This is a genomic window from Streptomyces sp. BK208 (assembly GCF_004364245.1).
Taxonomy (GTDB): Bacteria; Actinomycetota; Actinomycetes; order Streptomycetales; family Streptomycetaceae; genus Streptomyces.
Genome location: NZ_SOAV01000001.1, coordinates 1000792 through 1024327, shown reverse-complemented (window position 1 = coordinate 1024327; position 23536 = coordinate 1000792). Strand labels below are relative to the sequence as shown.

General features: G+C 73.7%; 19 protein-coding genes. 9 read left to right on the top strand and 10 right to left on the bottom strand.

Features of this window, described 5'->3' with window-relative positions; all coding sequences use genetic code 11:
• Positions 1–61 precede the first annotated feature (61 nt).
• A complete protein-coding gene (locus EV562_RS04575) occupies positions 62–967 on the top strand; it encodes an AraC family transcriptional regulator (RefSeq protein WP_133885316.1) in 906 nt (301 codons plus the stop codon).
• A 127-nt stretch (positions 968–1094) separates the two neighbouring features.
• Here the strand turns inward: EV562_RS04575 and EV562_RS04570 are convergent, their stop codons facing one another.
• Together EV562_RS04570 and EV562_RS04565 are read right to left on the bottom strand one after the other, a co-directional pair.
• Entirely contained in the window at positions 1095–2495 is a 1401-nt protein-coding gene (locus EV562_RS04570; protein WP_133885315.1) for a glycoside hydrolase family 16 protein, read from the bottom strand.
• A 477-nt stretch (positions 2496–2972) separates the two neighbouring features.
• Positions 2973–3428: a hypothetical protein gene (locus tag EV562_RS04565; RefSeq protein WP_133885314.1), complete on the bottom strand. Its 456-nt coding sequence runs from the start codon at positions 3426–3428 to the stop codon at positions 2973–2975.
• Between the two features lie 63 nt (positions 3429–3491).
• Here EV562_RS04565 and EV562_RS04560 point away from each other — a divergent pair, with 63 nt between their 5' ends.
• Positions 3492–4829, top strand: a complete 1338-nt coding sequence (locus tag EV562_RS04560) for a 6-phospho-beta-glucosidase (RefSeq protein ID WP_166661556.1) — start codon at positions 3492–3494, stop codon at positions 4827–4829.
• On the opposite strand, the gene EV562_RS04555 is transcribed toward EV562_RS04560, so the two are convergent.
• Complete coding sequence (locus EV562_RS04555; protein WP_133885313.1) at positions 4822–6009, bottom strand: ATP-grasp domain-containing protein; 1188 nt, start codon at positions 6007–6009, stop codon at positions 4822–4824. The genes EV562_RS04560 and EV562_RS04555 overlap by 8 nt on opposite strands.
• 284 nt (positions 6010–6293) lie before the next feature.
• Here EV562_RS04555 and EV562_RS04550 point away from each other — a divergent pair, with 284 nt between their 5' ends.
• Positions 6294–7181: a metallophosphoesterase gene (locus tag EV562_RS04550; protein ID WP_133885312.1), complete on the top strand. Its 888-nt coding sequence runs from the start codon at positions 6294–6296 to the stop codon at positions 7179–7181.
• A complete protein-coding gene (locus tag EV562_RS04545; RefSeq protein ID WP_133885311.1) occupies positions 7178–7858 on the top strand; it encodes a 4'-phosphopantetheinyl transferase superfamily protein in 681 nt (226 codons plus the stop codon). Before EV562_RS04550 ends, EV562_RS04545 begins: the two co-directional genes overlap by 4 nt.
• A gap of 25 nt (positions 7859–7883) precedes the next feature.
• Here EV562_RS04545 and EV562_RS04540 read toward each other — a convergent pair whose 3' ends face one another.
• Both EV562_RS04540 and EV562_RS04535 read right to left on the bottom strand, forming a co-directional pair.
• Positions 7884–8120 carry a hypothetical protein gene (locus tag EV562_RS04540; protein ID WP_133885310.1) on the bottom strand — a complete coding sequence of 79 codons (237 nt, stop codon included), beginning with the start codon at positions 8118–8120 and terminating at the stop codon, positions 7884–7886.
• Between the two features lie 162 nt (positions 8121–8282).
• The gene (locus EV562_RS04535; RefSeq protein WP_133885385.1) at positions 8283–8939 is read right to left on the bottom strand and encodes a helix-turn-helix transcriptional regulator; all 657 of its coding nucleotides are present in this window, start codon (positions 8937–8939) and stop codon (positions 8283–8285) included.
• A gap of 233 nt (positions 8940–9172) precedes the next feature.
• On the opposite strand from EV562_RS04535, the gene EV562_RS04530 reads away from it, so the two are divergent.
• The 5 genes from EV562_RS04530 (at position 9173) to EV562_RS04510 (ending at position 16891) form a co-directional block, all read left to right on the top strand.
• Positions 9173–9832 carry a hypothetical protein gene (locus EV562_RS04530; protein ID WP_133885309.1) on the top strand — a complete coding sequence of 220 codons (660 nt, stop codon included), beginning with the start codon at positions 9173–9175 and terminating at the stop codon, positions 9830–9832.
• A 291-nt stretch (positions 9833–10123) separates the two neighbouring features.
• Positions 10124–12862 (top strand): class III lanthionine synthetase LanKC, encoded by a 2739-nt coding sequence (gene lanKC / locus EV562_RS04525; protein WP_166661584.1) that lies wholly within the window; start codon positions 10124–10126, stop codon positions 12860–12862.
• Positions 12863–12896: 34 nt separating this feature from the next.
• Positions 12897–13025, top strand: a complete 129-nt coding sequence (locus EV562_RS04520; protein ID WP_003972313.1) for a SapB/AmfS family lanthipeptide — start codon at positions 12897–12899, stop codon at positions 13023–13025.
• A gap of 117 nt (positions 13026–13142) precedes the next feature.
• Positions 13143–15008, top strand: coding sequence for an ABC transporter ATP-binding protein (locus tag EV562_RS04515; RefSeq protein ID WP_243859960.1), 1866 nt, complete (start codon positions 13143–13145; stop codon positions 15006–15008).
• 68 nt (positions 15009–15076) lie between these two features.
• Complete coding sequence (locus EV562_RS04510) at positions 15077–16891, top strand: ABC transporter ATP-binding protein (RefSeq protein ID WP_243859971.1); 1815 nt, start codon at positions 15077–15079, stop codon at positions 16889–16891.
• Between the two features lie 43 nt (positions 16892–16934).
• On the opposite strand, the gene EV562_RS04505 is transcribed toward EV562_RS04510, so the two are convergent.
• The 5 genes from EV562_RS04505 to EV562_RS04485 form a co-directional block, all read right to left on the bottom strand.
• A complete protein-coding gene (locus EV562_RS04505; protein WP_166661555.1) occupies positions 16935–17540 on the bottom strand; it encodes a response regulator transcription factor in 606 nt (201 codons plus the stop codon).
• A gap of 722 nt (positions 17541–18262) precedes the next feature.
• Entirely contained in the window at positions 18263–19546 is a 1284-nt protein-coding gene (locus tag EV562_RS04500) for an MFS transporter (protein WP_133885305.1), read from the bottom strand.
• Between the two features lie 69 nt (positions 19547–19615).
• Positions 19616–20188 carry a DUF305 domain-containing protein gene (locus EV562_RS04495; RefSeq protein ID WP_133885304.1) on the bottom strand — a complete coding sequence of 191 codons (573 nt, stop codon included), beginning with the start codon at positions 20186–20188 and terminating at the stop codon, positions 19616–19618.
• Positions 20164–21504: a DUF1996 domain-containing protein gene (locus tag EV562_RS04490; RefSeq protein ID WP_243859959.1), complete on the bottom strand. Its 1341-nt coding sequence runs from the start codon at positions 21502–21504 to the stop codon at positions 20164–20166. Before EV562_RS04490 ends, EV562_RS04495 begins: the two co-directional genes overlap by 25 nt.
• Positions 21505–21671: 167 nt before the next feature.
• Positions 21672–23396 carry a discoidin domain-containing protein gene (locus EV562_RS04485; protein ID WP_133885302.1) on the bottom strand — a complete coding sequence of 575 codons (1725 nt, stop codon included), beginning with the start codon at positions 23394–23396 and terminating at the stop codon, positions 21672–21674.
• Positions 23397–23536 lie beyond the last annotated feature (140 nt).

Here is a 23536-nt window from a genome sequence, read left to right as displayed (position 1 = left end):
TGTGGTGAAACTGGGACACGCCCCGCCAGGGGGCGCACGGGCGGGACGGTACGAAAAGGACATGACGCACGAAAGAAACCAAGGCGGCGGCGACGGGATCAGAACATTCCCCTTTCCGGTCGATCTCAGCCTCCTCGGCGTCGGCATGCAGGTCGGGCCCATGGGCGCCGGCCGCACCTGGCACGCGCACGCCCCGCTGCACCGCGTGCACCGCATCGACTTCCACGTCGTCATGCTCTTCACCGGCGGCCCCGTCCGGCACATGATCGACTTCGCCGAGTACGAGGCGTCGGCCGGCGATCTGCTGTGGATCCGTCCCGGCCAGGTCCACCGCTTCGCGCCGGAGGGCGAGTACCGCGGAACGGTGCTCACCATGCAGCCCGGCTTCCTGCCCCGCGCGACGGTGGAAGCCACCGGTCTCTACCGGTACGACCTGCCGCCCCTGCTCCGCCCCGACGAGGCGCGGCTCGCCGGACTCACGGCGGCCCTCGACCAGTTGCGGCGCGAGTACGAGGACGCGACGACACTCCCGCTGAGCCTGCACACCGCCGTACTGCGCCACACGCTGTCCGCGTTCCTGCTGCGCCTGGCCCATCTCGCGGCGAGTTCCGCCCGCGCGGCGCGGGAAGGGCGGGCGGACGCGCCGGGCGACAGCACCTTCACCCTCTTCCGGGACGCGGTGGAGCGCGGGTTCGCCACCAATCACAGCGTCAGTGCCTACGCCGACGCGCTCGGTTACTCCCGCCGCACCCTCGTCCGCGCGGTGCGCGCCGCGACCGGCGAGACGCCCAAGGGGTTCATCGACAAGCGCGTGGTCCTGGAGGCCAAAAGGCTGCTCGCCCACACCGAGATGCCGATCGGCCGGGTGGGCGCGGCCGTCGGCTTCCCGGACGCGGCGAACTTCTCCAAGTTCTTCCAGCAGCACACCGACCAGACGCCGGCGGCCTTCCGGGCCGAGCTGCGCTGAGCGGACCGGGCCCGCACCCGCGTCCGCATCCGCGTGCGCCTCCGGACCCGCACCCGGGCCCGGACGCGACGGAGGGGCCCCACGGTGTGTGGAGCCCCTCCGCCCTCCTGCGGGGGCCGGTCCCCGCTCAGTGGCCGAAGCTGAACCAGTTCACGTTCACGAAGTCGGCGGGCTGGCCGCTGGTGAAGGTGAGGTACACGTCGTGCGTGCCCGTCACCCTGGCGATGTTCGCCGGGATCGTGCGCCACGACTGCCAGCCGCCCGTGTTGCCCACGGCGAAGCTGCCGACCGGCGCGTTGCCGCGGCTGTCCAGGCGCACCTCGACCAGTCCGCTGACCCCGGCGGCCGCGCCGCCGGCCACCCGGGCCTTGAACTGCGTCGCCCCGCTCGAACCGAAGTCGACGCCCTTGTACTGCGCCCAGTCGCCGTTGGCGAGGGCGCCGAGGTTGCTCCCGCCGCCCGAGTCCGAACTGCCCTCGGTCATCGTGCCGGACTGCGCGTCGTACGACTCCGCCTCGACAGTGCCGTACGCGTCGCGGTCACCGCCCGTCGGGGGCGGCGTGGTACCGCTCCCACCGGCCGACAGCACCTGGACGTAGTCCACGAGCATGGAGTGGCCGGGCTGGGTGCCGCCGTCCGGGCCGCCGCCGAAGGCGTCAGGGAAGCCGCCGCCCATCGCGACGTTCAGGATGATGAAGTAGCCGTGGTTCGTGGCGTTCGCCCACGTCGTCGCGTCGACCTGGTTCTCGCGGACGGTGTGGAAGTTGTTGCCGTCGACGGAGAAGCGGATCTCCTCGACGCTCGCCGAGCGGTCCCACTCCACCCCGTAGGTGTGGAAGCCTGCCTGGCACGTCGTCCCGGGACACGGGGTGTTGCCGCCGATGCCGCTGGTCTCGTTGCAGGGACCACCGGGCGAGGTGCCGCAGTGCAGCGTGGACCAGACGGTGTTGAGGCCCTGGGTGTTCTCCATGATGTCGATCTCGCCCACCCCGGGCCAGTTCCAGTAGTTGCCCCGGTAGGGCGCGCCGAGCATCCAGAACGCCGGCCAGTAGCCCTTGGCCGCGGACCCGGTGACGTTCGGGACCTGGATGCGGGCCTCCACGCGCAGTCTGCCGCCGGCCGGGGGTTCGAAGTCGGCGCGCCTGGTGGCGATGCGGCCCGAGGTCCAGTTGCCGGCGCCGTCGCGCCGCGGGGTGATGCGCAGGTTGCCGCTGCCGTCCAGGGAGACGTTGTCCGTGGACGACGTCATCGTCTCGATCTCGCCGGTGCCCCAGTTCGCCGGACCTCCGGGGTACGAGGTGCCGGTGTCGTACTGCCAGTTGGACGTGTTCACGCCGGAGCCGGCCGCGCCGCCGAAGTCGTCGGCGAAGACCTGCGTCCAGCCGGTCGGGGGAGGGGGCACGGCCGCGCCCGCCGACGGACTCGTGACGGTCGTCGCCGCCGCGGCGAGGCCGAGCGTGCCGACGACGGCCACCAGCGCCCGGCGCAGCGGCCGGCGTCTGGGCGGGTTGCCGGATGTCTGACTCATGTGGGGTCGCCTCTCGATGCGGGAGTGGGAAGCGGAACGCCCGAGCACGCTCCCGGGGGGTTTTGAGAGCGCTCTCAGAGTGCCGCCAATGTGCTCCGGGCCGACGCCGCCGTCAAGAGGTGAAGCCGAGAAAGTCCGTGCGGGGATGGGGAGTTCAGCCCCTGAACGTCGTGATGTCGCGACAATGCCGACCGCTGCCGAGTGCCCCGGGGGACGGGGGACACCGCCCACGACCGGTTCCCGGTGACGGCACGCCGCCCGGGAAGGGGGACCGGGCGGCGTGCCGTGGGGAGCGGGGACGGAGGGCCGTCAGCCCGTCAGGCGCCGCTCGTCCTCGTCGCGGAACAGGGAGCACAGGTCGCGCAAGGCCGCTTCCAGGTGGTCGGACACCCGGTAAGAAGGGGTTGCACCACTGAGCCGGAGGAGAGGGTCCGTGGACGGTGCCCGGCCCCTCCGCGACGCGTGGGGGAGCGGCGGTCAGGGCGTGCAGTCGGCGAGACCGGGGAAGGACCGGTTCGCCGGTGCGGCCGCAAGCTTGGCCGGCGTCCGCCAGGCCGCCACCGGCGGATCGATGGACATGGTGGTGAACTGAGGCGTTCCGCCACCCCAGCCCGGGCACCGGTCGAAGAGCTGGGGTCGCGCCGCGGCCACGATGAACAACGGCACCCGGGTCATCTCACTGCTCATCCTGCCGACGCAGTCCAGCAGGGTGTTGTCCGCGTCGTGCAGGTCGCCGAGGAACATGCTCAGCGGGCATTCCCGCGCGACCCTTTCCGGGAGGTTCTCGCCGGACGCCAGTGACTGCGTCAGATCGAACTCCAGCGTCTCGTCGGCCCGTTGTGAACGGGTCCCGCTCAGGGCGGGGTCACCGCCCGGTGGCCCCGCCCGTCCGGCCCCGTGACCGGGGAGGGCGAGGTGTGCGCGCGGGGGCACCCGGCCGTGCCATGATCGGCGCCGTACGCAAGTGCGGCCGCGGGCGGCGGAAGGGTGCGGGACGTGAGGCTGACGATGCTGGGCGGCGGCGGGTTCCGGGTGCCGCTCGTGTACGGGGCGCTCCTCGGGGACCGCGCCGAGGGGCGCGTGACCGACGTCGTCCTGCACGACCTTGACCCGGCCCGGCTGACCGCGGTGACCCGGGTGCTCGCGGAGCAGGCGGCCGGGGTGCCCGACGCGCCGACGGTCACCGCCACGACCGACCTCGACGAGGCGCTGCGCGGCGCCGACTTCGTGTTCTCCGCGATCCGCGTCGGCGGCCTCCAGGGACGCGCCGACGACGAACGGGTGGCGCTCGCCGAGGGCGTCCTCGGCCAGGAGACGGTCGGTGCGGGCGGTATCGCGTACGGACTGCGGACCGTCCCGGTCGCCGTCGACATCGCCCGGCGGGTGGCCCGGCTGGCGCCGGACGCCTGGGTCATCAACTTCACCAACCCGGCGGGACTGGTCACCGAGGCCATGTCCCGGCACCTCGGCGACCGGGTCGTCGGCATCTGCGACTCACCGGTGGGCCTCGGCCGGCGGGTGGCCCGGGTGCTGGGCGCCGACCCGGACCGCGCCTTCGTCGACTACGTCGGCCTCAACCACCTCGGCTGGCTGCGCGGCCTGCGGGTCGACGGACGCGACGAGCTGCCCCGGCTGCTCGCCGACCCGGAGCTGCTCGGCTCCTTCGAGGAGGGCCGGCTCTTCGGCCCCGAGTGGCTGCGCTCCCTCGGCGCGATCCCCAACGAGTACCTGCACTACTACTACTTCAACCGGGAGACCGTCCGCGCCTACCGGGAGGCCGACCGCACGCGCGGCGCGTTCCTGCGCGACCAGCAGGACCGCTTCTACGACGCGATGCGCCGCCCCGGCACCCCGGCCCTGGCGACCTGGAACCGCACCCGGGCCGAACGCGAGGCCACCTACATGGCCGAGAACCGCGAGACGGCGGGCGCGGGCGAGCGCGAGGCCGAGGACCTGTCCGGCGGCTACGAGAAGGTGGCGCTGGCACTGATGCGCGCCGTCGCCCGTGACGAACGCGCCACCCTCGTCCTCAACGTCCGCAACCGCGGCACGCTGTCCGTCCTCGACCGCGACGCGGTGATCGAGGTCCCCTGCCTGGTCGACGCCAACGGCGCCCACCCGATGGCCGTCGACCCGCTGCCGGACCACGCCACCGGCCTGGTCTGCGCGGTCAAGACCGTGGAGCGCGAGATCCTGACGGCGGCCGGTACCGGCTCCCGCGCTGCCGCGGTGCGGGCCTTCGCCCTGCACCCCCTGGTCGACTCGGTCGGGGTGGCCGAGCGCCTCGTCGACGGCTACCGGGCGGTGCACCCGGGGCTGGCGTACCTCAGCTGAGTCCCGCCGGGGCCGACGGCACGGGCGCCGACGACGCCGCAGCCGCAGCCGCAGCCGCAGCCGCAGTCGGTGCCGGTGCCACGGCCGGTGCCGGTGCGTCCGCCGCTGTCGGCACGACGGGCGGGGCGGACAGCTCGGCGCGCTGGTGCGGCAGGGACACGGGACGCAGGGGGCGCGGTCCGGACACCACCGCGTAGTCCTGGCCCAGGAACGGCGGCTCCAGCTCGCCCGGGTCGTCGCCGAGGGCCAGCCGGAGCGCCGCCCACGGCACGTTGACGCCGCACAGCGCCAGCTGGTGCAGCCCGCCGGCCGGGCGGGTGTTGACGTCCATCAGGACGGGCCGGTCGCCGTACATCCGGAACTGCACGTTGGACAGGTGGTGCAGTCCGAACTCCTCGGCGATCCGCCGCGCCGGTGCCAGCCACCGCTCGTGCAGGGTGAAGCCGCGACGGCGGCCGTTCTTGGTGCGCCCCACCGCGAGCCGGACCCGGTCGTCGGGGCCGGTGAGGCAGTCCACCGAGACCTCCGGCTGCTCCAGGCGCGGCATCACCAGCCAGTCCACGGGCTCCTCGGCCGCCCGCAGCGCCTCCACGACCAGGGGGAGCGGCACGGACGGACTCGGGAAGCCGGTCAGGTGCGCGAGCGAGAAGGAGTCCCGGGTGACCATCCGGAAGCCCACCCCGCCGGCGCCGGATGCCGGTTTGAAGCACGCCCGGTGGCCGCCTGCCTCCAGCTCCTCCACCGCGAGGACCAGCTCGTCGGCCGTGCGCACCCGCCACCACGGCGGTACCGGAACGCCGATCGCCCGGACCGCCTCGTAGGCGACCACCTTGTCCTCGAACAGGGCCACGGCCCGCGCCGTCGGCGCGAGCAGCGCCGTCCCGGCCGCCTCGAACTCGGCGCGGTGCGCCACGACGGCCGACTGGTGCAGCCGGGGCACGAACACGTCGATGCCGCGCCGCGCGCACTGGTCCAGCGCGTACTCGACGTACCCGGCCGGGGACAGGCCCTCCGGCTCCAGGTCGGCGGTGTCCGCGGCGGCCAGCACGGGGGAGTCCGGGTCGCCGTGCGTGGCATGGATCTCGACGGCCCGGTCGGCGGGATTTCTGCGCAGCTGATCCATGAAGAAGACGTTCTCCGCGTACGTGCGGTTGAGCCAGACGCGTACGGGAGAAGCCATGCGAGCCGCCTTCCAGGGTTCGCGGGCAGGGCGAAGCGGGCCGTGCCCGGCCAGGGGTTGGGAGGGACACCGAGCCGCTCTGCGCGAAGAAGGGGGCGTGGCGGTGGTGTTGGGGCGATCATAGGGGTACGCCCGGCCCCGAGCGCAACGCGCGTCACACGGATGCGCCGACCGGTCGCGCGCCGGCCCTCGGGAGCCGCCCGGGCGGCGGCGCCGGGCCGCCTTGTGACCGGCGCGGCGATGTGATCTCGTGGCGTCGAACGTGTGTCTGGGAGGGGGAAGGGATGACGTCGAGGCGTGGTGTTCCGGGGCAGCTGTGGGCCATCAGCGACCTGCACATCGGCTACGAGGAGAACCGGGCCCTGGTCGAGGAGATGCGTCCCGAGTCCGGTGACGACTGGCTCCTGGTGGCCGGCGACGTGGCCGAGACGGTCGCCGACATCCGCTGGGCGCTCGCCACGCTGGCGAAGCGCTTCCGCCGGGTCGTCTGGGTCCCGGGCAACCACGAGCTGTGGACGCACCCCAAGGACCCGGTCGCCCTGCGCGGCGTCGCCCGCTACGAGCACCTCGTCGAGATGTGCCGCGAGCTGGGCGTGACCACTCCCGAGGACCCGTACCCGGTGTGGGAGGGCGCGGGCGGCCCGGCCGTCGTCGCGCCGCTCTTCCTGCTCTACGACTACTCGTTCCTGCCCCAGGGATGCGCGACCAAGGCCGAGGGGCTGGAGTACGCCCAGGGCACCGGCGTGGTGTGCAGCGACGAGTACCTGCTGCACCCCGACCCGTATCCCAGCCGGGAGGACTGGTGCCGGGCCCGGGTCGCCGAGACCGAGCGCAGGCTCGCCGAGGCACCCGCGGACCTGCCGGTGATCCCCGTCAACCACTATCCGCTGGACCGGCACCCCACCGACGTCCTGTGGTACCCCGAGTTCGCCATGTGGTGCGGCACCTCCCTGACCGCCGACTGGCACCGCAGGTTCCGGGTCGACACCATGGTCTACGGGCATCTGCACATCCCCCGCACCACCTGGCACGAGGGGGTCCGCTTCGAGGAGGTGTCGGTGGGCTACCCCCGCGAGTGGCGCAAGCGCCCCGGGCCGCCGGGACGGCTGCGCCGTATCCTGCCGTTCACGTCGGCGTCCCCGTCCCCGTCGCGCCAGGAGGCGACCCGTTGATCGAGGAACTGCTGCCCGACACCGCCGTGTCCGTGGAGGCGTTCGGCCACGACGACGCCGGGCACCTGCCGCTGTACCCGGAGGAGGAGGCGATCGTCGCACGCGCGGTCGCCAAGCGGCGCCGTGAGTTCACCGTCGTACGGTCCTGCGCCCGCCGGGCCATGGAGAAGCTCGGCGTGCCCCCGCAGGCCGTGCTCACCGGCGAACGCGGGGCCCCGCGCTGGCCGGACGGGCTCACCGGCAGCATGACCCACTGCGAGGCCTACTGCGCCGCCGCCCTGGTCCGGCTGACCGACCTGGCCTCGCTCGGCATCGACGCCGAACCCGACGGGCCGCTCCCCGACGGAGTCCTGGAGAGCATCGCCCTGCCCGCCGAGACGGCGCGCCTGCGCGGGCTGGACGAGGCACGGCCCGGCCTCCCCTGGGACCGGCTGCTGTTCAGCGCCAAGGAGTCGGTCTACAAGGCGTGGTTCCCCCTCACCGGGAAGTGGCTGGACTTCTCGGAGGCGGACATCGAGATCTCCGTCGACCCGGCCGACGTGCGCCGGGGCACCCTGCGCGCCGCCCTCCTGGTGGCGGGACCGACCGTGGGCGGCCGGCGCCTGACGCACTTCACCGGCCAGTGGTCCGCCCGCAACGGTCTGGTCACCACGGCGATCACGGTCCCGCACACCTGACGGCGGACCGGGCCCGCCCTCCCGGTCAGGCAGACGGACACCAGTCGCGCAGCAGCCGGAAGAACGCCTCCTCGTTCCCCGTCAGGCCCGCCGCCTCCAGGGCCTGCTCCGCCTCGGCCAGCACGGAGGGCGGGACGACGGGCGGCCGGGGAGGACCGCCGGGGCCCGCCCCGGTGTCGAAACCGGCCCGCACGGTGTGCAAGAGCCGCAAGTAGGCCTGGACGGCGGTGCGTTCGTGATCGGTCAGCACGGCGGTGGTCATCGGTCGGCTCTCCCCAAACGACGTCAGCGGTCACGCGCCCCCGCACGGCGGTGGCACCCTCCCAGCTTGCCGCCCGCCACTGACAATCCCCTCCGGCCGCGCCCGTGCCCCGGCTCCCGCGCACCGATCGGGCCCATCGGCGCGGCCGGGCGCGCCACAGGCTCACGACTCGGGCCGCTGCACGCTCTCCAGGAGCATGTCCAGCCACTCGGCGACCTTGTCGCGGTGCTGGTCGGTGGGCAGTTGCGCGGCCCGCCAGGCGATGCCGCGCACGCCGTGGTCCTGCAGCAGCCGCTCCAGCGGGTCGGACTCGGCGGCCGCCGCCTCCCGCTCCCGGTCGGCCAGCTGCTGCAGCAGTTCCTGCTCGGTGCGCTGCAGGGCACCCGAAAGCGCCTCGGGATCCTCGGCGGTGAGGAATCCGGCGTGCACCCGGAAAAAGCGCTGGATGGCGTCGCAGTGCTCCATGGTGGGGCGCCGGTCGCCGTTGATGAGCGCACCGGCCTGCTGCCGCGACATCCCGGCGCCGTCGGCTATCTCCTGCTGGGTGTACCTGCGGCCGTTCGGTTTCAGCCGGGTGCGGCGCAGCAGGTCCAGCCGCTGCACGAACCTGGTCTGGACATCGGGTTCGCCGGCCGGCCGGCCGCCGAGCAGCGCCCCGACGACGGGCTCGGGCACCCCGGAGGCGGCGCTCAGCCGGCCCACGTCGAAGACCTCGCCGTGCGCCACGCCGAGCCGGTCCGCGAGCGTGCCGACCCGGGCGACTACGGCGGCCAGCGTGGTGGTCGGCAGGGCACCCGGACCTTCGAAGCCACCCGTCACCGACAGCTCTCCTACGTCTCTCACGAGCCTCACAGGCTTCTCACAAGCAGTTGCCGTGAACTTCCCGGAGATTAGCCTGCCGCTCGAACTCACATCCAGGTATCGCCACAACTGTGGCCTATTTCAGCCGTCAACAGGCACGAAATGCCACGATAGTTGACACGCGGCAGGTCAGGGCGCCAGGATGCGGGACGCCGCGAGAAGGCCGCATAGGCAAGAGGGGTGACCTCCCGATGGCATTTCAGGCAGGAGGGCAGCGGTCGGCGCCGCGGCCCACCCCCACGACCCCCGAGGCCCAGGCCTATCTCCAGGACTACGCCGCGCTCCTGGAGGCCGTCCCCTTCCCTTCCTTCGTCGTCGACCACCGCTGGGACGTGGTGCTGGCCAACGGCGCCTTCCGGACACTCTTCCAGGGGGCCGGACCGCATCCGACGGCCATGCCCGACGACAACTTCCTCAGGTTCGTCCTCTTCCACCCGGACGCCTCCACCGTCCTCGGCGAGCACGAGTCGAGCTGGTGCCTGCCCATGCTGGCGCACTTCGCCGCGACCCTGGAGCGGTACGGCCACGACCCCGGTCTGCAGGCCGTGCGGCGCGACATCGCCCAGGACCCGATCATGGAGGCCGCCTACCGCCAGGGCCTGCCGCACTGGGTCCGGGCCGTGGGCGCGCGCGCCGTCGAACACGACGGTGCCGTACGGCCGCTGCACCACCCCGACCCGCGCCGGGGCACCACCGAATGCCGCGTCGTCATGGAGGCCTCCGGGACCCTCCAGGAGCTGGAGTGCACCCGGGTGACGCTGGTCCTGCGCGAACCGCGCCGCACCGTGCAGCGGTCACCGCGGGCCGGCCGGACCACCGCCCACCTGAGGGTGGTCCCCACCGCCGAGTGAACGGCGGGTCACACTCCCACTGACCGGTCACCGGCCGTCCTCGCGATGTCCGGCGAGGCCGGCGATCCCGCGCGGTTCCCCTACCAGCGACCGTCGTTCGTCACGCCGGGGACAGCGGACGGGGAGCAGACGCCTGGACGCCGAACCGCTCCCTCCACGGGCTCCGGGCGCCCCTTCCCGCGAAGTTACCCGTGCGTTCCGCACGCCGGAGTCATGACAGCGGCAACTGTGCGGCGCGGTACGCCGCGTGACAGCGTCATCTCCGTCAGCGACCGGTGGGAGGGAGAAGGCGTGAACAAGGGCTACGCCGTGTACTGCGACGCGGATCCGCACTTCTACGACGCCCCGCACCGCACGTCTCCCCGGACCGGTGCCTCGCGCTCCCGGTACGCTCTGGCGGCCTCGCCCGTGCCGGACGGGTGGCAGCGCCACGAGAGCGGGGACTGGCTCGCGCTGCGCCCGGTCGACACCGACTTGCCCGCCCAGGGGTGGAAGATCCACGTCTCCGCCTGCCTCGACAACGCGGAGTCCGTGCTCGACCGCGTGTGGCGGCACTGCGTCACCGGCCGGATCGCCTTCAAGTTCGTGCCCAGCCGCTACCTGCTGCACCAGCGCAACGCCAAGTACGCGGACCGGGCCGGCAGCGGCAAGTTCGTCACCGTGTACCCGGCGGACGAGGCGGAGTTCGAACGGCTCGTGGGGGAGCTGTCCGGCCTGCTGGCCGGCGAGCCCGGGCCGCACATCCTGAGCGACCTGCGCATCGGCGAGGGCCCGGTGCACGTCCGTTACGGCGGCTTCACCCGCCGCGACTGCTACGACGCGGACGGGGAACTGCGGCCGGCCGTGGCCCGCCCCGACGGCGTGCTGGTGCCCGACCCGCGCGGCCCGGTCTTCCGCGTCCCGGACTGGGTCGACCCGCCCGCCTTCCTGCGCCCGCACCTCGACGCCCGCTCCGCGGTGACCGTGACCGACATGCCGTACACCGTCGAGTCGGCGCTGCACTTCTCCAACGGCGGCGGCGTCTACCTCGCCCGCGACACCCGCACCGGTGAGCAGGTCGTCCTCAAGGAGGCCCGTCCGCACGCCGGGCTTGCGGCCGACGGCGCCGACGCCGTGGCCCGGCTGCACCGCGAACGACGGGCGCTGGAGCAGCTGTCCGGCCTCGACTGCACGCCCGAGGTCCTCGACCACCTCACGGTCGGCGAGCACCACTTCCTGGTCCTGGAGCACATCGACGGCAAGCCGCTCAACACCTTCTTCGCCCGCCGCCACCCGCTCATCGAGGCCGACCCAGGCGAACGAAGACTGGCCGAGTACACCGCCTGGGCGCTCGACGTCCACGCGCGGGTGGAGCGGGCCGTCGAGGACGTCCACGCCCGGGGCGTGGTCTTCAACGACCTGCATCTGTTCAACATCATGATCCGGGACGACGACAGCGTCGCCCTGCTGGACTTCGAGGCCGCCCACCGCGTCGACGAACCCGGCCGGCAGACCGTGGCGAACCCCGGGTTCGTGGCACCGTCCGACCGGCGTGGTGTGGCGGTGGACCGGTACGCCCTGGCCTGCCTGCGGCTCGCGCTCTTCCTCCCGCTCACCAGTCTGCTGGCGATCGACCGGCGCAAGGCGGCCCACCTCGCGGACGTGGTGGCGGAGCACTTCCCGGTGGACCGGGCCTTCCTGGACGCGGCGGTCGACGAGATCACGCGGTCCGCCGAGGCTGCGCGGGACGACGAGGTCACCCGGGACGACGAGGTCACCCGGTCCGACGAGGTCGTCCGGGACGACGAGGTCACCCGGGACGACCGGGGCTCGCGTGCCGGGGCGGCCCCGGCGACGCGGCGTCCCTCGCCCCCGGCCGGGCCACGCCCCGCGGGACCGGTGGCGCCGGTCCGTCCGGACGACTGGCCGCGCAGCCGGGACTCCATGGCCGGGGCGATCCTCGCCTCCGCCACACCCACCCGCACCGACCGTCTCTTCCCCGGTGACATCGCGCAGTTCGCCACGGCCGGCGGCGGGCTGTCGTTCGCCCACGGTGCGGCGGGCGTGCTGTACGCCCTGGCCGAGAGCGGGGCCGGACGGGACGAGGACGGCGAGCAGTGGCTGCTGGAACGCACCAAGCAGCCGCCGTCGGGCATGCCGCTCGGTTTCCACGACGGGCTCGCCGGCGTCGCCTGGACGCTGGAGCGTCTCGGCCACCGCGACCGCGCCCTCGACCTCACCGAACTCCTCCTCGAGCAGTCCTTCGACCACCTGGGCCCGGACCTGCACGGCGGTGCCGCCGGCCTCGGCCTGGCCCTGGACTCGCTGGCCGCGACCACCGGCCAGAGCGCGCCGCACTCGGCGGCCCTGCGCTGCGCCGAGCTGGCCGCCGACGGCGGATCCCCGGGACGCGTGAGCCGAGGCCGCGCCCGCGCCGGACTGCTGCACGGCGGCGCGGGGCGTGCGCTGCTCTTCCTGCGCCTGTTCGAACGCACCCGGGACTCCGCGTTCCTCGACCTGGCCCACGACGCGCTGCGCCAGGACCTCGACCGCTGCGTCGTCGGCGCGGGCGGCGCCCTGCAGGTCGACGAGGGCTGGCGCACCATGCCCTATCTGGGCGCCGGCAGCGTGGGCATCGGCATGGTCCTCGACGACTACCTGGCACACCGGCCGGACGAGGAGTTCGCGCGGGCCAGGACCGAGATCGTGGCCGCGGCCCAGGCGATGTTCTACGCCCAGCCGGGCCTCTACCGGGGCGTGGCCGGCATGGTCCTGTACCTGGGCCGCACCACGGCCGCGGTGCCCGGGACCGGCCCCGAGGCCGTACGGCGCCAACTCGACGCCCTGTCCTGGCACGCGATGTCCTACCGCGACCGGCTGGCCTTCCCCGGCGAGCAGATGATGCGCCTGTCCATGGACCTCTCCACCGGAACGGCCGGATGCCTGCTGGCCGTCGCCTCCGTACTGGGCGACACGCGGGCCACGCTGCCGTTCCTTCCGCCGCCGCGCCCAGCGGCGGCCCCCCTGACTCGGCCCCACCCGGGGTCGTGAGAAGAACACCGTTGCCGGACGAAAGGAAGATGACATGAACCTGTTTGACCTGCAGTCGATGGAGACCCCGAAGGAAGAGGCCATGGGCGACGTCGAGACCGGGAGCCGCGCGAGCCTCCTGCTCTGCGGCGACAGCAGCCTGAGCATCACCACCTGTAACTGACGCACGAGTTCCAGACCGCGGCGACGTGCTGAGCCATGTCGCCGGGCGCGGGCGCCCCGGGTTCCGGCCCGGGGCGCCGACGCCTGTCCGCGCGGGACGTACGGAGGTGTTTCACCGGTGCGCACGAGCACGCCCGTGGCGCGGCACGCGCCCGGTACGCGGAACGGGACCGACGGCTCGGCGCCCGGACGCGCCCTGGCGGCACTGGTGCTGCTGTGCTCGGTCGGAGCGGCCGCGGCCGCCGTGGCCCAGCCCTTCGTCCTCGGCCGCACCCTGGACCTGCTGCTGCGCGAGGGCGACGCGGGCCGGTGGCTCCCGCTGAGCGCCGGGCTGCTCCTGGGCGAACTGCTGCTGGACGGCGCGACCGCCCTGTTCACCGGCCGCTGCAACGCCACCTGGACGGCGTCCGTCCGCTCCCGTGCCCTGCTCGGCCTGCTGCGCGCCGTACCCGAACACGCCCGCCCGCATCCGCCGGGGGACGTCGGGACCCGCGTGACCCTGAACGCCGCGGACGCGGGCGGCGCCCCGGCGGCCCGGGCGGCGCTGGCGGCCTCGCTGATCACCCCGCTGGGCGCACTCGTGGCGCTGTTCCTCGTCGACGTGTGGGTGGCCCTGTCCGTACTGGCCGGCCTGCCCGCCCTGGCGCTGGTGCTGCGCTCCTTCGCCCGCGACACGGGCGCCACCGTCGCCGCCTACCAGCGCACCCAGTCCCTGATCGCCTCGCGGCTCCTCGAAGCCCTGGAGGGCACCGCCACCGTCACCGCCGCCGGAACCGGCGACCGGGAGCGCGCCCGCATCCTGGCGCCGCTGACGGAACTGGCCGCCCAGGGCCGGCACATGTGGGCGCTGCACGGACGGGCCCTCGGCAGGAGCGGCGTCCTGGTCCCGCTGCTGACGCTGGTCGCCACCGCCGTCGGCGGGCTGCGCCTCGCGGCCGGCGCCCTGAGCGTCGGGGACCTGCTCGCCGTCGGCCGGTACGCCCAGCTCACCGCCGGCGTCGGCGCGGCCGCGTCCCTGCTCGGGGCGATCGTACGGGCCCGCGAGGCCCGGAACCGGACCCTGGAGCTGGAACGGATGCCCGCGTCGGAGTACGGCACCCTGCGCCTGCCCCCGGACGGACCCGGAGAGCTGGTCCTGCGCTCCGTGCGCGTGCTGCGCGACGGCAGACAGGTGCTGCGCGCCGACCACGTGCGGGTGCCCGGCGGCAGCACGGTCGCGGTCGTGGGCCGCAGCGGTGCGGGCAAGTCCGTCCTGGCCGCCCTGGCGGGGCGGCTGATCGACCCCGACGAGGGACACGTGCTGCTGGACGGCGTCCGGCTCGACCACCTGACCCGCGAGGCGCTGCGCAGCGAGGTGGCGTACGCCTTCGAACGCCCCGTCCTGGGGGAGGGCACCGTCGCCGAAGCGGTCGCCGCGGGACCGCGGCGGCTGTCGCGCGAGGACGTACGGCGCGCGGCCCGCGCGGCGGGCGCCGACGGCTTCGTACGCCGGCTGCCGGGCGGTTACGACACCCCGCTGCCGCAGGCGCCCCTCTCGGGCGGCGAACACCAGCGGCTCGGGCTGGCACGGGCGTTCGCGCACGCCGGGCGGCTGCTGGTGATGGACGACGCCACCTCCAGTCTGGACACCGCCACGGAGCACGAGGTGAACCTGGCACTGCGCCGCTCGGTGCGGCCGGGCACCAGGCTCGTGGTCGCGCACCGCCCGTCGGTCGCGGACCGGGCCGACCTGGTGCTCTGGCTGGAGGACGGGGAGGTGCGCGCCGTCGGTACCCACCGCGAACTGTGGCACACGGCCGGCTACCGGGCGGTCTTCGGAGCCGGAGCCGGCACCGGTGCTCACGCCGACGCCGACGCCGACGCCGACGCCGACGCCGACGCCGACGCCGACGCCGACGCCGACGCGGACGCGGACGGGACGGGAGGCACGAGGGCGGACGCGGGGCCCCATCGCCGTCACGAGCCCGAGGAGGTGCGTCCGTGACGTCCGCCGGGCACCTCCGCGCCCCGGCACCGGACGACCCGGGGACCCGGGGACCCGGGGCCGGGGCGCTGCGCCGCCTCGCGCCGCCGGCGCGGCGTTTCCTCGCGCACCGCAAGGGCGTACTGGTGCGGCTCGGGCTCTTCTCGCTGGCCGAGTCGGCGCAGGCCTTCCTGGTGGGCCACGGCGTCGCCCGCTCCGTCGACGAGGGGTTCCTGGCGGGGGAACCGCGCAGGGGGATGCTGTGGCTCGGCGTCGCCCTGGTCGCCGTGGTGTCCGGCGCCCCGGTCGTCCGGGGCGTGTTCGCGCAGCTGGCCGGGCTGACGGAGCCGCTGCGGGACGGACTGGTGCGGCGCGCTGTCGACCGGTCCATGGCCCCGGCGGCGCCGGCCGCACCCGGCGGGACGGACCGGGCGGCCGTCTCGCGGCTGAGCAACCAGGTCGAGATCGCCCGGGACAGCTTCGCCGGTCTCGTCCTCACCCTGCGTTCCTTCGTCTTCACCGCGGCCGGCGCGCTGCTCGGCCTGCTGTCCCTGCATCCGGCTCTCCTCGTCGTGGTCCTGCCGCCCCTCGCGGCGGGTCTCGCGCTGTTCCTGGTGACGCTGCGGCCCATGGCGGCCGCCCAGCGCCGTGCCCTGGCCGCCGACGAGGCCCTGGGCGACCACGCGGCGCGCGCCCGCACGGCGTTGCGGGACCTCGCCGCCTGCGGGACCGGCCCCCGGGCCGAGCGGCACGGCGCGGACCTGGTCGCCGAGGCCGCCGCGCAGGCCCGGACGCTGGCCGGATGGGCGGCGGTGCGCACCGTGGCGCTCGGCGTCGCCGGCCACCTGCCGGTGCTCGCGCTGCTGGTGGCGGTGCCGTGGCTGCGCGGGCGAGGGGTGAGCGCCGGGGCGCTGCTCGGCGCGTTCACCTACCTCGCGCAGTCCCTGCTGCCCGCCCTGCACACGCTGATGACCGCGCTGGGCGCGGCCGGGTCCCGGCTGCTGGTCGTCCTCGACCGGATCCTCGGCCCGGAGCCGGACACCATCGACGCCCCGGGTACCGCGGACCCCCGGGCGGGCACCGCGGCCCCGGGCCGCGCCCGCGACGACGGGGCCAGGCCACCGGCCCGCCGCGCCCACCCGCTGCCACGCCAGGCGAAACCGGCGGCCGCGGCGGCCCCGGCGGTGGAACTGCGGTCCGTCACCCTTTCCTACGGGGTCCGCGCCGACCCCGTGCTCGACTCGCTCGACCTGTGCGTCGCCCCAGGTGAACACCTCGCAGTCGTCGGCCCGAGCGGCATCGGCAAGTCGACCCTGACCCGCCTGGTCGCCGGAACCCTCGCACCGAGCGGCGGCGAGGTGAGGGTGGCCGGAGACGTGGTGACGGGGCGCCCCGCCGGTGAGCTGGCCGCCCTGCGGACCCTGGTCCCGCAGGAGGCGTACGTGTTCACCGGCACGGTCGGCGAAAACCTCGCGTACCTGAGGACCGACGCGCGCCGGGAGGAACTCGACGCGGCGGTGGCGGCGTTCGGTCTGCGACCCCTGGTCGAGAGGCTGGGCGGGCTGGACGGCCCGGTGCGGCCCGCCGAGCTCTCGCCGGGGGAGCGGCAACTGCTCGCGCTGGTCCGCGCGTACCTGTCGCCGGCCCCCCTGCTGCTGCTCGACGAGGCCACCTGCCATCTCGACCCGGCGTCCGAGGCCCGCGCCGAGGAGGCCCTCTCGCGGCGGCCCGGAACGCTGCTCGTGGTGGCACACCGCCTGTCCTCGGCCGTCCGCGCCGACCGGACGCTGGTCCTGGACGGCGTGGGGGCGGAGTGCGGCACGCACGAGCAACTGCTGGGCCGGTCGCCGCTCTACCGGGACCTGACGGGCCACTGGAACGGGGCGCAGCCCCGGCCGATGTGACAGCGGCCCGCCGTCCGGGCCCGCGAGCGCGGCGACGGTCGCCTCACGTCCAGCCGGCGCTCTGGAGGATGCGGATCGCGTCGACCCGGTTGCGGGCGCCCACCTTGCGGATCGCCGTGGCCATGTAGTTGCGGACCGTGCCCCGGGACAGGTGCAGGCGCGCCGCTATCTCGGCGATCGGCGATCCCTGGGAGGCCAGGGTGAGCACGCCCAGCTCCCGTGTGGTCAGCGGCATCGCCGCCCCCTCCAGCAGTGCCACGGTGAGCGTCTCGTCCAGGAAGCGCTCGCCCTTGGCGACCGTGTGCACCGCGGTGATCAGCCGGTGGGCCGGGGCGTTCTTGTCGACCAGCCCCAGGGCACCCCCGTCGAACGCCCGCCGCAGCACGCCCGGCCGCTTGGCGGTCGCCAGGACCACGAGCCGGTCCCCGCAGCGGGCCCGCAGGCGCGCGGACCGTGCGTCGCCCGGCCCCGTCAGGCACTCCCCGTCCACGACGCAGACGTCCGCCGGTAAGGCCTCGCCCTGCGGACCGTCCGCGTCGGGACACTGCGCGGACACCTCCAGCGTGTCGTCGGATCTGAGCAGTTGCACCAACGCCGACCGCAGCAGCTCCTCGTCGTGCACCACGACAGTACGAACCATCTGCCCCACCCCATGTCGAAGGCGGTCCCGTTCGGACCGCCGGCTTCGCGCGCCCCCGCGCCACGGGCCATGTGCCCCGGTGCGGGACGGTGGAACACGACACGTACGCCCGTGCGAACCGCAGCGAAGCCAATTCGCCGTCGTCGCGGCCCTGTCGGGGGACGGGAGGGACGGGTGTGCGCGTGAAGAAGGGCGGATAACACACCGATCCGGGGCCGGTGCCGGCCCGTTCGGGAGCCGGTGGGCGGCCGTCGTCTCCGCGCACCGGACCCGGGCGGCCTGGCCAGGGCGGTGTCCCGCCCGCCGGGGCGGGCCCCGCTCGCCGGCCCGGCCGGAACGGAACGGGGCGCGACCGGGGACGGACCCGGCCGAAAACCGTCGTTGTGCAATCTGGCGCGAAAGGACCGCGCCCGGCGCCGTCCGGCACTGCCGGTGGGCACCCCTGGTCTTTGGCCAACGTTGCAGCGGAGCGTGCCGATCGAGGGCCGCCGCACCTGCTGTGCCGCGAGTCCTGGTGGTGAGGAGAGGCGAAGAGCCGATGGGTTGGCCGGCAGCAGGGGACGTGGGAGCGCGCCCTGTCGGCGGAGATACGGGACCGGCCCGAGGTGCTCGCATTCCAGCGCTTCGCCGAGTCGCTGGACCGGCACGCCGCCGAGTGCACGGCACTGCGGGACATCGTGGTGGTCGGCGACGGCCCGCACATTCTCGCCGTCCTTCGGTCGCCCGGGCCGTCAGCGCTCCAGTTCCTTGTGCGCCGTCTCCGGCAGCCGCAGGTACACCAGCGAGGACAGCAGACACAGGACGGCGACGTACCAGGGGAAGAGCCCGGAGTGGCCCAGGTCCTTGAAGAGCGTGCCCACGTACGGCGCCGTGCCGCCGAACAGCGCCACGGTGAGCGAGTAGGGGAAGCCGATGCCGGCCGCCCGCACCCGGGGCGGGAAGACCTCGGCGTTGACGGCGGCGCTGATGGAGGTGAAGCCGGTCAGCAGGACCATGCCGGCGCACTGCACGAGCAGCAGCACGGCGAAGGAGTCGCGCAGGGAGTGCAGCAGCGGCACGCTCAGCAGCGAGAACCCCACGCCGAAGAAGAGCAGCAGGGGGCGGCGCCCGAACCGGTCGGAGAGCATGCCGCCGAGCGGCTGGAGCAGCCCGAAGAAGGCCAGCGAGATCGTCCCCGCGAGCAGCGCGTCCGACTTGGCGACGCCCGCGTCGAGTTCGGCGTACGTCGGCAGGTACGACGTCCACGTGTAGTAGGCGATGGTGCCGCCCGCGGTGATGCCGCAGATCAGCAGCGACTCGCGCGGATGACGGCGCAGTGCCTCGAACAGGGCGGGCCGCGGCGCCCGCTGCTGCTCGGTGCTGCGGGTCTCCTGGGCGCCCTGCCGGATCCAGAAGCCGACCAGGCTGAGGACGGCGCCGAACACGAACGGGACCCGCCATCCCCAGCCGTTCATCCGGTCCTCGCTCAGCGTGTCCACCAGCAGCGTCGCGAGCCCGGAGGCCACCAGCTGCCCCGCCGTGGTCGAGACGTACTGGAAGCTGGAGAACAGGCCGCGCCGGCCGGGCCCCGCCGACTCCACCAGGAAGGTCGTCGACGCCGCGAACTCACCGCCCACCGAAAGCCCCTGGAGCAGCCGTGCCAGCACCAGGACCACCGGGGCCAGCACCCCGGCCGCCGTGTACGTCGGGGTCAGCCCGACCAGCAGACTGCTGCCGCCCATCAGCAGGATCGTGACGGTCAGCGCGGCGCGCCGCCCCCGCCGGTCCGCGATCGCGCCCATCAGCAGCCCGCCGACCGGCCGCATGAAGAAGCCCACCGCGAACACGGCGAACGTCGACAGCAGCGGCACCAGCGAGTTGTCCGCGCTCTCGGGGAAGACCTGGTCCGCGATGTAGGTGGCCAGGAAGGTGTAGGCGTACCAGTCGTACCACTCGACGGCGTTGCCGACGGAGGCGGCGAGGAGCTGGCGCAGCGGACGAGCGGGGCGGGGCGTGGTCGTGAGGATCTCTGTCATGATCCTGACCCATTCCCAGAGGAATCCCTGCTCACGCGTGGGTCGAAGCGCTCGGCCCGCAGCCGCCGGCTACCCGCCGCCGTCGCCGCCCGTCAGGGCGTCGAGCCGGGTGATGCGCTGGGCCACGCTCCGTTCGACGACGGTGGCCAGGCCCGTCGCCCGCTCGGAACTTCCTGCGGTGCGTTCGCTCGCGCACAGCATGCGGACCTGGACCAGATGGGCGCGCAGACTGCCGGCGAGGAGGCGGTCGAAGCTTTCTCCCCGCACCGCTCTCGCCCTGCGCACCGTGTCGAGAGTGACCATGCCCGGCATGTTGTGCCCCTCGTGGGGGCGGGTGTCGGGAACTCCCGGGGCCGCCAACAGCTCGCGCAGGTCGGCGAGTTCGCTCTTCATTCTCCTTCCTGCCTCCTCGGCCCAGTCGGCCAGAACCGGGCGACCCGCGTGGGCGGGGGCCAAGTCGGTGAGCAGCGAGGCCCGTTCGTTCATGGGGATCATCAGCTGGATCCATGCCGTGTCGGTGTCGTTGAAGGCGGCGGGCGCGGGCCTGTCGGCCGCCGGCTGCGAGGTGCAGCCGGCGACCGCCATGCCCAGGAGAAGGGCGGCCGCCGTCCGCCGGGTCAGAACGTTCCGGCTGAGTTGCACTTGGCGCTCTGCACGATGCAGTCCTTCACACGCTGCCCGAGGGCCGCGGTGTCCCAGGCGTTGAAGAAGTCACCGTGTATGGACGAGGCCATGCCCGACGCGAGGCTGAACCCGTCGGCGCTCCCGCTGGTCGGGTAGCTGATGACGAACGACACCGAGGGGATGGCGACCGGGTAGGCGCCGCTGCACTTGCCGTCGTAGGTGAAGGCGACGTGGGACTTGTGGTCCGGGCTGTCGAGGTGCTTGCCGTCCCAGCAGTCCGGGAAGACCAGCTGGTACACCAGCTTGGCGGTGGAGGCGCACCGCGGCCAGTTGCCGTCGGCGCTGCGGCCGATCTCGCCGCCGGCTCCGGCGCACCAGAACTGGTTGGGCGAGCCGGCCGGGGTGGCCACCTGCAGCTTGGCGTTGCCCGCGATCATGCGGAACCCTTCCGGGAAGGGCATGGTCGCCGTGGGGTCGGGCAGCCGCGACCCGTAGTAGACGATCATCCCGTCGGGTTCGACCGCCTTGCCGCGCTCGTAGAGCGTGGGGATCCAGTAGGCCGAGAGGTCCTTGGCGGGTGTGCACGTCGTGCCGGTGTTGCTCAGCAGGCTCTGGGTGGTCGTGAACGCGTCGGTGCTCTTGTTGCCGAAGAAGCTGTGCATGTGGGACGCGCCGGGCAGGCCGGGGACGACGATCGGGTCGTCCGGCTTGGAATGGCTGTAGGTGCAGGTGGCGTTGAACTCGGGGACGCGCACGGCGTTGCCGAGCACCGGCGCCGGGGTCATCGCCCGGAACTGGGCGAGCTGGGCCTGCCACTTGGTCTGGTCGACATCGACCCAGCCCGGCGCGGGCCCGTCGCCGCCGCCGGCGAACGAGAACCAGTTGATGTTGACGAAGTCGCCGGGCGTGGTGCTGCGCAGCACCGCGAACACGGTCTGGACGCCGGTCGGATGGGTGGTGACGTCGGCGCTGCGCGTCGCCCAGGTCTGCCAGCCCCCGGTGGGGCCGGTCTGGATCACGGCGAGCAGGGGGCCGGTCAGGGAACCGGTGTGCAGTTCGACGGACCCGCTGCCTGTGGCGGCGGCGATGCGAGCCGACACCGTCAGGCGGCCGGCGGGTCCGAGGTCGACCTGGTCGAAGCGCATCCAGTCGCCGTCGGCGAGGAAGGCGGCGTTCTGTCCGCCGCCCATGTCGCCGGTCGTCTCCAGGGTGACGCCGGACTGCGCCGCGTAGGACTCGGCCTGGACGGTGACGTCGGCGGCCCGCGCCGCGGGGGCGCCGAGGGTGATGCCGAGGGCGGCGGCCAGGGCGATCGCCAGGGCACCGATCAGCAAGGGACGGAGGTGTGAGCGATGGAGGTGTACGGGGTGTCTGCGCATGTCACTTCCCATCGGAGGGGGTGTGGCGTGGTGCGGCCATGGTCCGGCCCGGAACCGAGGTGTCCGGGCCGGACCCGACAAGGGGCCGGTACAACCGGTACGAGGGCCGGGTGTCGGCCGTCCTACTGGTAGACGCGCACGTAGTCGACCAGCAGCCGGGAGGGGAACGGCGTCGACGCGTCGGTCGGGCCGGGCCAGTCGCCGCCGACCGCGAGGTTGAGGATCATGTAGTGCGGGTGGTCGAAGATCCAGGGCCCGCGCGTACGCTCCACCTCGTCCTTGTCCAGGGTGAACACGGTGCGCCCGTCGAGGCTGTAGACGATGCCCTTGCTGTTCCAGTCGGCGGCCCAGGTGTGGTAGTCGTCCGAGAAGTCGGCGCCCGAGGGCAGCCGGTACGGCGAGCCGATCCCACCTCCACCGTTGTAGGCGGGCGCGTGGACGGTCGAGTAGGCCGTCTTCACGTCCTTGCCGAGGATCTCCATGATGTCGACCTCGCCGTTGTACGGCCACGGCCGCCCGGTGAGGAAGTCGGCGCCCATCATCCAGAAGGCGGGCCACAGCCCGTTGCCCTTGGGCACCTTGATGCGGGCCTCGACGCGTCCGTAGGTGAACTGGAACGTGGCGCCGGTGTTCATGCGGGCCGAGGTGTACTGGCAGGTGGTGCTGCCGGTCAGCGGGTCGGGCGGGCAGGACCGGCCGGGGCTGGCTTCCTTGCGGGCCTCCATGACGAGGTGGCCGCCGCCGTCGAGCGCCGCGTTCTGGTGGTCGGTGTAGTACTGCAGCTCGCCGTTCTGGCCGGTGCCGGGGTCGGCGCGCCACTTCGCCGGGTCGGGCTTGCCGCCGGCGGCCCCGTCGAATTCGTCGCTCCACACCAGCCGCGGCGGCTGCCCTGGGTCCGGCGGCAGCGGCGGCGCCGGGACGGGAGCGCCTCCGGTGCCGTAGACCTGGAACTCCCATGGGGAGTAGCCGTAAGGGGTGGCCCGTTCGGTGCCGTACATGCGGACGTAGCGCCCTGTGCCGGAGACGGCCAGGGTCTGTTTGAAGCCGGTGCCGGACGTGGTCGAGTAGATCGGCGTCCAGTCGGTGCCGTTGGGCGAGACCTGGATCTGGAAGGACCTGGCGTAAGCGGGGTCCCACTGCAGGACGACCCTGGTGATCTGCGCGGTCGCGCCCAGATCGACGGAGATCCAGCCGGGGTCGGTCCAGCCGGTGGTGGGGCCGGTCGCCCACCGGGAGGCCGGATCGCGGTCGAAGGCCCGCGCCGGTGTGCACTCCCAGCAGTTGCCGTCGCTCTGCGACGATGAGGCCGCGCCGGTCTTCCCGTAGGACAGCAGGGTGTCCTCGCCGCCGGGGTCCGGTCCGGTGCCGGCTGTGCCATACACCTGGAACTCCCAGAGGGAGAAGCCGTATTGGGTGGCGCGCTGGGTGCCGTACATGCGGACGTAGCGGCCGGTGGCCGTGAGGGTCAGGTTCTGGGTGCCGCCGGTGCCGTTCGCCGTCTCGTGGACGGTGGACCAGGTCACGGCGTCGTCCGACACCTGGATCTGGAAGGTTTTGCCGTAGGCGGCCTCCCATTGGAGGGCAACGCGGCTGATCCGGGCAGGGACCCCGAGGTCGACCCTGATCCACTGCGGGTCGGAGAAGGCACTGGACCAGCGCGTCCCCGGGTCGCCGTCGACGGCTCCCGGGGCGGTGAACGGGTCCTCGGTACTCGACGCGACGACGGGCCGGCCCTGCGACAGCAGGGTCTCGGCGGCGTGGGCGCGGGGCGCGGGAAGGCCGACGAGGGTGAGCAGGACGGCCGCGACCAGGGCGGGTAAGCCGAAGCGGCGGAGCAGGGGATGCACGGGCGACTCCTCAATGGGGGAAGGGTGAGGGAGCGCTCCCTGAGGGGTGAGAATGGGCCGGTGACAGTGACCTGTCAAGGCTTTCGGCAACAGGTCTGTTACACCCCCGACGCACGTGCCGCGTGCCAGGGAACGCTTCC